General features: G+C 55.7%; 5 protein-coding genes. All 5 read left to right on the top strand.

Annotation, left to right across the window (positions count from 1 at the left end):
• Positions 1–80: 80 nt before the first annotated feature.
• The 5 genes from WCO56_17365 to WCO56_17385 are packed head-to-tail and all read left to right on the top strand — an operon-like array spanning position 81 to position 7,942.
• On the top strand, positions 81–3,404 hold the full coding sequence (locus tag WCO56_17365; GenBank protein MEI7731348.1) for a DUF1156 domain-containing protein: 3,324 nt from the start codon (positions 81–83) through the stop codon (positions 3,402–3,404).
• A gap of 10 nt (positions 3,405–3,414) precedes the next feature.
• The gene (locus WCO56_17370) at positions 3,415–4,647 is read left to right on the top strand and encodes a PDDEXK nuclease domain-containing protein (GenBank protein MEI7731349.1); all 1,233 of its coding nucleotides are present in this window, start codon (positions 3,415–3,417) and stop codon (positions 4,645–4,647) included.
• Entirely contained in the window at positions 4,644–5,168 is a 525-nt protein-coding gene (locus tag WCO56_17375) for a 5'-nucleotidase (protein ID MEI7731350.1), read from the top strand. The genes WCO56_17370 and WCO56_17375 overlap by 4 nt, the downstream gene beginning before the upstream one ends.
• Positions 5,165–6,223 carry a DEAD/DEAH box helicase gene (locus WCO56_17380; protein MEI7731351.1) on the top strand — a complete coding sequence of 353 codons (1,059 nt, stop codon included), beginning with the start codon at positions 5,165–5,167 and terminating at the stop codon, positions 6,221–6,223. Before WCO56_17375 ends, WCO56_17380 begins: the two co-directional genes overlap by 4 nt.
• 30 nt (positions 6,224–6,253) lie before the next feature.
• Positions 6,254–7,942 carry a helicase-related protein gene (locus WCO56_17385; protein MEI7731352.1) on the top strand — a complete coding sequence of 563 codons (1,689 nt, stop codon included), beginning with the start codon at positions 6,254–6,256 and terminating at the stop codon, positions 7,940–7,942.
• Positions 7,943–8,438: the final 496 nt, after the last annotated feature.

The raw sequence follows: 8,438 nt of genomic DNA on the forward strand, positions 1-8,438 counted from the left end.
GGAGTTGCGTCAACGGGAGCGCGTCGTGTGGCACAACTCAGTTTGTCAGCCCCTAAAATTAAACTCTTCCCAAACTCCTGATGCCGCCAAAAAAATCCAAATCCAAAAAAGAACTCCTCACCGACCAAATCGCCGCCGCTGTCGGCGCGGGACGGGAAGTGGCCGTCGAGACGGTGGATTTCTCCGATCCGAACCGGCCCAAGACCTGTCTGGAGGTGGATTTTCCCATCATCCCCATCAACCAGATTGCCGCTATCGAAGGCAACGCGGGCAAACCGATTTATCAGATGTCCAAGTGGTGGGCGCGCCGACGATCCAGCGTCTTCCGTTCCATGCTGCTCGCGGCCGCAATGAAAGCGCCAGGCGATGAAAGCAAGGCGGCCAAGGCCGTTTGGGATGTCTATTACGCAAACCATCAAAAGCGTGGTTCGTTCCGTCATCTCAAGGTCGCCGAGCCGTTTATGGGCGGCGGCACGACCATTGTGGAAGGCTCGCGCCTGGGAATGCAAATGTTCGGTTGCGACCTAAACCCCGTTGCGTGGTTTGTGGTGAAAAACGAAATGGCACAGGTGGACATTGACGAGGTGAAACGCCTGCTTGCCGACATCGAGGCCGAGGTGAAGCCGATGATCATGCCTTATTACGCCTGCGACGGCCCGGACGGTGAGAAGGGCAAATGGTTTCGGCGCACAGGCACGAAGGAACGTAAACGCAGTTCTTTTCAGACCGATTTTATTCAAGGCGAACAGCCCGCTGCGTCGGCCACCGAGGATGCATGGGAACAACTCCCCTCCAGCTTTGACATGTTTTCCGTGCCGTGGAAGGAGCGAAAAGGCTACCGCTACGAAGGCCCAGAAATCATCTATACTTTCTGGGCCAAGCACGGCCCATGTCAGCGCGAGGGATGTGGGCACCGGACCCCCATTATTTCCACTCCGGTGGTCGCCATCAAGACGCTCACGGTGGATGCCTGGGCATGGGAATGTCCAGACTGTAAGAAATCCTTCGATGTGGAACGCCACGCGGCGCGTATGGCACCGGATTCACCGTTGTTCGTAGCGCCGAACGAAAAGCCATTCGCGGTGATGGATGAACATGGCCGTTACCAGTGCCCGCATTGCGGCAAGCTCCGCCAGGATGCCAAAGCATTCGCTGAAAAAAATTCATCAGAACTGGGGAAGGCGAAAAACAAGAAAGTCGAAGTGACATTGCTCTTCCACCCGCAATGGCTGGAAGGTTGCCCAAAGACCGACGAGCAAGGCCGTGAATACGGCGGCAGCGCGACAGATTCCGTCGAAGCAACGATTCGTTGGAACAACGCCCGCGCAGCAAAGCTACGTTTGCTCGAAGTGCGCGGCAATCTGCCCGAACAAGTCACCTGCCCAGAAACAAGGGTGACATTTTTTACGGACAAAAGAGGCGGCACGATTACTAAAAAGTCCACGTTCTCTTGCGCATCCGATGGAACTCCGAATGATGTATTAGAAGCAATCAGGCAATCGGGCAAAGCTGGGCCGAATGCCGAATATGCTTTCCAGGGTTACAGCACTAAACTTGTAGATGAATGCTCGCCTTACGGCGGCCGTTTTTTTGCACCAGCAACCGACACGCGAGCCTACAACGCAGCAATGGCTGAGTGGGATGCACGCAAAGAAGGCGATCTCAAGAATTACTGGCCTCGGAGCGAAATCCATGTTGGCCACGAGATTGGGCCACACGATGTCTTCGGCCACCAATTCACGCATTGGTGGAAAATGTTTAATCCAAGACAACTATTAGTGAATAGTCAATTTCTCAAAACCATTTCCGAGTCCAGTTGCAGTGATTCAGCGAAAGATATAGTGCTCGGTCTATTCCAGAATTTTCTTCGGAATGAGAACATGTTCTGTTTTTGGCATCTTTCCCATGATCATTTTGTCCCTCACCTTTCAAATAGCAATTTTCGGCCAATGAACACTATGGTCGAAGTTGGCCCATTCTCAAAGGTTGGTTACGGCCCGTGGGGGTCTTCGGCTCTGGGGGCAGCGGAGTCTTTGGATTGGAAGATGAAACCATGGGAGATATTCCCGGCGCAGCAGGCATCGGGAATCAGATGGGATGATTCAGCAAAAGGAGTGAAGCTGCTCACATGTGATCCTGTCCCCCAGGATTGCACGTTGTTCTGTGGCTCTGCGACAGACATGAAATCACTAGATGATGAATCGCAAGATTTAGTAGTTACTGATCCACCGTTCGGCGACCTGCTTCAATACAGCGAGATGGCAGATTTCTTTTATGTGTGGCTTCGCCTTGCGTTAAAATCACGCTACCCAAACCAATTTACTTCGGAATACACACCCAAGGCGCTCGAAGCAGTTTCCAACAAAGTTCGACAGCCTGATGACCCTGATGGGTTTTATCAGCGCGTTTTAACTGATTGTTGGCGTGAGTCACACCGAATTTTGAAAGCCGGTGGTCTGTTATCATTTACATTCCACCACAGCGAAGATGAGCCGTGGGTCGGCGTTCTGGAAAGTTTGTTTGATGCCGGATTCTATCTCGAAGCCACCTATCCAATTCGCAGCGACGAGACGAAAGGCGAAGGCGAGTTCGGCTCGAAGACCATCGAATACGACATCATCCACGTTTGCCGAAAGCGGATGGCCGCGCCGCAGCCCATCAGTTGGGCACGGTTGCGCCGGCAGATCACCGATGACGTGCGTCGTATCAAGAACCTACTCTCACAGCATCAGAAGGAAGGTTTGCCCGCTGCCGACATCCAGGTCATCAGACGTGGCAAGGCGCTTGAATACTTCTCGCGCCATTACGGCCAGGTGTTCATCGAGAAAGACCGCCCGTTCACCATCCGCGAGGCGCTAGTCGGTATCAACTCCTTGTTGGATGACGACACCAATACGACCGGCGGACCAGAGGCGCCGCCTGTCAACGCTGAACCGTACACACGTCAATTCTTCCGTATATTTTACGAAACAACGGACGTGCCGCGCGACCAGATGCAGAAATTTCTGCGCGGTACCGGCATCGCGCCGAGCGACTTCGAGGAGCGCGGTTGGTGTTCAGAAAAGAACAAAACCTTCACTTTCACGCCACCCGTCGAGCTTGCACTCGCCTGGAAAGGTGCATCCCGCAAAGGCATGGCGCGAGATTTTGACCAGACCATGTTCCTCGTCGGCGCGTGTGTGGAAGGCAGCAACATCCGCCTGACTGACACGTTGGACAGTCCCAACTTCGCACCGCATCCGGCTACCGGGGACTTGGTGGACTGGCTGGCACGTCATGGTGGCTCCCAGGAGATCAAATTCGCCGCCCAACGCGCCCGGACAATTTACCGCGACTGGCTGGCGGCCAACAAGGCCAGAGTCGAGGAACAATTAAAACTGTTCGATCTGGAGGGATTAGGCTAAAAAGCCGGGCATGAAAAAACTGAAATCATCCAGTCAGCTTTATGAGCGCGTGCGCGAAATCCTGGAAACGGCCCGCAAAGGCGTGGCGCGCACGGTGAACTCGACGCAGGTGGTGGCAAATTGGCTGGTGGGACGGGAGATTGTGGAGGAGGAACAACAGGGCGCAAAACGCGCCGGGTATGGGGAGGAACTGATCCGCGATCTGGCGCAGCGGCTTACCAAGGAATTTGGCCGGGGGTATTCGCCCGATAATCTATTCTGGTTTCGTCGCTTTTATGGAGAATACCCGCAATTTATGGGTGCAACAAAATTTGACGCACTGCGTCAAATTTCCAAGCCGCCGTCAATTATTGACGCAGTGCGTCAAATATCCGACGCACCGCCCCGGAAATCCGAGCCAAGCCACGCACTGCGTAGCCAAAGCAAGCAGGAGAAGATTCTTTGCGCACCGCGTACGGAATTCGCAATCGGTCAAACCTCGGGTGACCAATCCTGGCAACCCGGCCTGCTTCACTCCAATTTGTCCTGGACGCACTACCGGACGTTGCTGCGCGTCGAGAAACCAGAAGCCCGGGCCTTCTACGAAATCGAATCCATCCAGAACAACTGGGCGGCCCGCGAACTGGAACGGCAGATCAACAGCCTGCTGTATGAGCGGCTGGCGTTGAGCCGGGACAAAAAGGGTTTATTGCGGCTGGCCAGGAAAGGGCAAGAAATTCAGGGCCCTCTGGATGTTTTCAAAGAACCATTGGTACTGGAATTTTTGAAAGTTCCCGTCGCATCCAAGCTGGTCGAGTCTGATTTGGAAGCGGCGTTGCTGAATGAGTTGCAGGCTTTCCTGCTGGAGCTGGGCAAAGGCTTCGCGTTCGTGACGCGGCAGGAGCGCATCACCCTGGACGGCGACCATTTCTATATTGACCTGGTGTTTTACCACACGGTGCTCAAGTGCTATATCCTGCTGGATTTAAAAGTCGGCAAGCTTGCCCACCAGGACCTTGGCCAGCTTGAGTTTTATGTCAATTACTACGACCGGGAACGGCTCACCGCAGGCGATAATCCCACGCTGGGGTTGATTCTTTGCACGGATAAAAACGACGCTGTGGTTCGTTACACTCTGGGACCGGAGAAGAGTAAAAAGATTTTTGCCAGCCGTTATAAGCTGCACCTGCCCACGGAAGCCGAATTGAGGACTGAATTGAAACGCGAACTGGGGCGCTTGGGCTGGCCGAAAAGCAAACCATGAATCCTGACCTCCACGACAACACCTGGATTAGTTGCGGGACATCGCTACTTTGGGATGCCGCCGCGTTGAAAAACGTTTGCCCCTTTGATGCCGTTCGCAGTCTGCGCGAACTGCTCCGCCTGCATCAGGCCGGTTGGCCCGATGGCCAGCTTCATCTCATCAATAATCGCACGCTCGTCGTCGCCGGCCTCGAAGCCGCGATGGACACCTTGCACCCGGATGCGGCCGTCGAATGGTTGGAACAGACGGTTTATCCCGCCATCACCGACTTTCAGCAAATTGTCGCCGACGGCGGACGCGAGGCCGCGCTCATTTTCTGGCTCGCCGATCCCAAGCGCGTTTTCCACAAGGCGTCCGAGGATACCTACCACTGGTATTGCGCCGGTGAGCACAGCAAGAAATCCATTCCGATTGGCCGCTGTCTTTGGAACGGTGCGGAGGGCAGCGCCCGTCGCATCATGACCACCAGCACAGATAAGAAAGATATTTGGGCCGGCCTCTTCCATCCGCGCATCTCGTGAGCGTCGCCACCACCAATCTGCAACCGGGCATCCGCGTTCGCCATGCCGATCTCGGCGAAGGCGTCGTGATTGCCGCACCGGTGGACGGCTTCATCAAGGTGTTCTTCCCGGTCGGCGAACGGCAGGTACCCGTCGCCAGCCTCACTTCTGCCCTGGGTCGCTCAGAAGTTGTTGTCACCAATACCAGGGGCGGCGCCAAACGAGCGCTTCGGGCCTGGCTTTGCTATCAGGCACACGCACTGCCGTTGATGGATAACGTCAGCGCCCTCACGTCCGCTAAGATTGATTTGCTCCCGCACCAGGTCGTGCTCACGCATCGCGTGGCCACCGCCTCACCCCGCCGCTTTCTCATCGCCGATGAGGTGGGTCTCGGCAAAACCATCGAAGCCGCGCTAATCCTGCGAGAACTGCTCAGTCGCGGCGAACTCAAGCGGGCGCTGATGGTGGTTCCCGCCGGGCTGGTAAACAACTGGCATCGCGAACTGAATGAAGTCTTTCACCTGAATTTCGAGGTGTTCGGGAGCGAGGGCGACGTGACCGATCGCAAATCCAATGCGTTCGAGAAACACAACCTGCTCATCGCCAGCATTGATACCTTGAAGTTGCGTGCCCGCGTTGCTCGGTTGAAAGCCGCGCCTCCATGGGATTTGGTCGTGTTTGATGAAGCCCACCATCTGACCGCCTACCGGCAAAACGGCAAGCTGGTGAAAACGCAGAATTTCCGCCTTGCGGAAATGCTCAAGGAACACACCCGCGACCTGATTCTCCTGTCTGCCACGCCCCACCAGGGCGATCATTTCCGCTTCTGGATGCTGGTGCAGATGCTCAATCCCACCCTCTTTAATTCGCCGAATGAGATGGTCGAGCATCGGCATCGCTTGAACGCCGTGGTGTTCCGGCGCACGAAAGCCGACGCCTGCAAGCCGGACGGCTCAACCCTGTTCGCCCGGCGGCAGGTCCAGACCGAGTCGTTCACCATGGCCGATACCGAGCGGGGTTTTTACGCCGCCCTCGTGGCGTATTTGCAGGACGGGTTTGCGCTGGCCAAGCGCTAGGGCAAACGTGGCCAGGGTCTGGCGTTCGTGATGACCATCTTCCAGAAGATTGCCGCCTCCAGTTTCGCCGCCGTCCAGCGCACCTTGCGCCGTCGGCTCATCGCGCTGACGATTCAGGAATCGTTGATGCATGACCAGCAGTTGGATATTGACCAGCGCAACGCCGCGCTCGACGAGGCGCGAACGCTCATCCGCGAATTGCACGGCATCGCCGAAGGTCGCCTGGAGAACGCGCAGGTGGACCAGTTGCTGGCCGATTATCGCTACAAGATTTTGAAGTTGCAGCGCGAGGAGGAGGAAGCCTTGGGCACAGGTGCGGACGAGTTTGGTTCGGAAACCGGCGCCGCCGCTGCCGAGGATGCCGCCATCAACAGTGTGGCCGTGGCATTGCCAGAGGAGCGCCGTCGTATCAAGGAACTGCTGGCCAACTACCCCGCGCAGCGCGAAACCAAGGTGGAAAAACTCATCGGCGCGCTCGGTGTCTTGTGGCGTCAGAACCCGCAGGAGCGCATGGTCATCTTTGCTACGTATCTCGGCAGCGTGGAAATGCTTGGTGCGGAGATCGAAAAACAGTATCCCGGTCAGGGTGTCACCGTCCTTAAGGGCGGTGACCACGGTGCCAAGACGGCGGCAGAAAAACGGTTCAAGGCCCCGGACGGCCCACGCGTACTAATTTGCACCGCTGCCGGGCGCGAGGGCATAAACCTCCAGCACGCCCGCGTGCTGTTCAATTTTGACCTTCCTTGGAATCCCATGGACTTGGAGCAGCGCATCGGGCGCATCCACCGCTACGGCCAACTCAATACCGCCCAGGTTTACAACCTCGTCCTGTCGGACACGATCGAAGGCTCAATTTTCCTGCTGTTGGACGAAAAACTGAAAGAAATTGGCCGTGCCCTCGGCAAAGTGGACGAGCGCGGCCAGATCGCCGAAGACCTCCGTACCCAAATCCTTGGCCAGCTTTCGATGCAGGTGAATTACGCCAGCCTCTATGCCGATGCCTTGAGCGATCCGCAGTTGAAGCGCACCAAGGTTGAATTGGACGCCGCCATGTCCAACGCGGTCGAAGCCCGCAAAGTGGTCTTCGAGTTATTCCAAGACCTCGACGGATTCCGCCTGGACGATTACAAAGCGATGGGCAGTCCCGAAGAAGGCATGGGCGCACTGGTGCGGTTCGTCACCGACGCCGCCAGCGCCGACGCCGACACCTTCACCATCCGGGGCGACAAGTTATTTGCGTGGATTGACGGCCAGACCAGAGCCGAAACGCTGCTGACCACCGAGCGGGAGCTGTCGTTACAGAGAGAGAAAGTCCAATTGCTTGGCCTCGATCACCCGCTGGTCGCGGCTTACTTGCTGAAATTCCGCGACCTTCCACCCGAGGAGATTGGCATGAGTGTCCAATCGCCCGATGGTACAAAAGGGATGCTCGCTGTTTGGGCAGTCGAGACCCGTGGTGACAAAGGCCAGGTCAAGCGCCTGATTGTCCCCCTGGCTGTGGATGAGCAAGGTCGCCGGCATATGGCCTGGGAGCGCCAGCCAGAAAAGCTCTGGCATGCCCAATCCTCCCCACAACTTGCCAACCATGCCGACCAGAACCTCACCATCCTGCGCGAGACCCTCGAACCCATGTTGCAGCGCGAGCTGGAACATCGCGGCATCATCCACGGCAGCCGTGGTTTCGACGCCAAACTCATTGGCTTGGTGGAGGTAAATTAACCGCGAGGCGGGCAATTTTGTTTTAGGTGTCAAACCAGTTTAGGTGTAAAACCATAGTATGGTTCGTTTTTCTCTAGCCGGGTTTGTTCATATTCCAGATTCCCGCCACCCCAACTCCCTGGCTCCCAAGCTCCTATCTTCTTCAGTCAAATTTTTCTGCCCGAAAATATTTCTGCAAAAGTTCTTTCGGATTTCCGTTTTCGCGCTTCGGACTTATTCCATCCTGTCCATCCCGTTCATCCTGTCTTTCGATTTCGCGTTTTTAGCCTGTTTCGCGGTTTGAAGGTTCCAACGCCTGGCTCCAATTTCCTATCTTCTTCAGTTCAATTTTTTTGCCAGATAATCTTTTTGCCATGTCTGCCCCCATTTTACCGGCCTTTTTCACCTCAAAATATTTTTCAAACTTTTTTGAGGGTAGGACCGTATTTGTCCTACCCCCCTTGCTACGCTGTTCCCCGAAATGATGAACATTATGAATACAAAATACGAATTAACG

This window comes from Verrucomicrobiota bacterium, from assembly GCA_037139415.1.
Classification (GTDB): Bacteria; Verrucomicrobiota; Verrucomicrobiia; order Limisphaerales; family Fontisphaeraceae; genus JBAXGN01.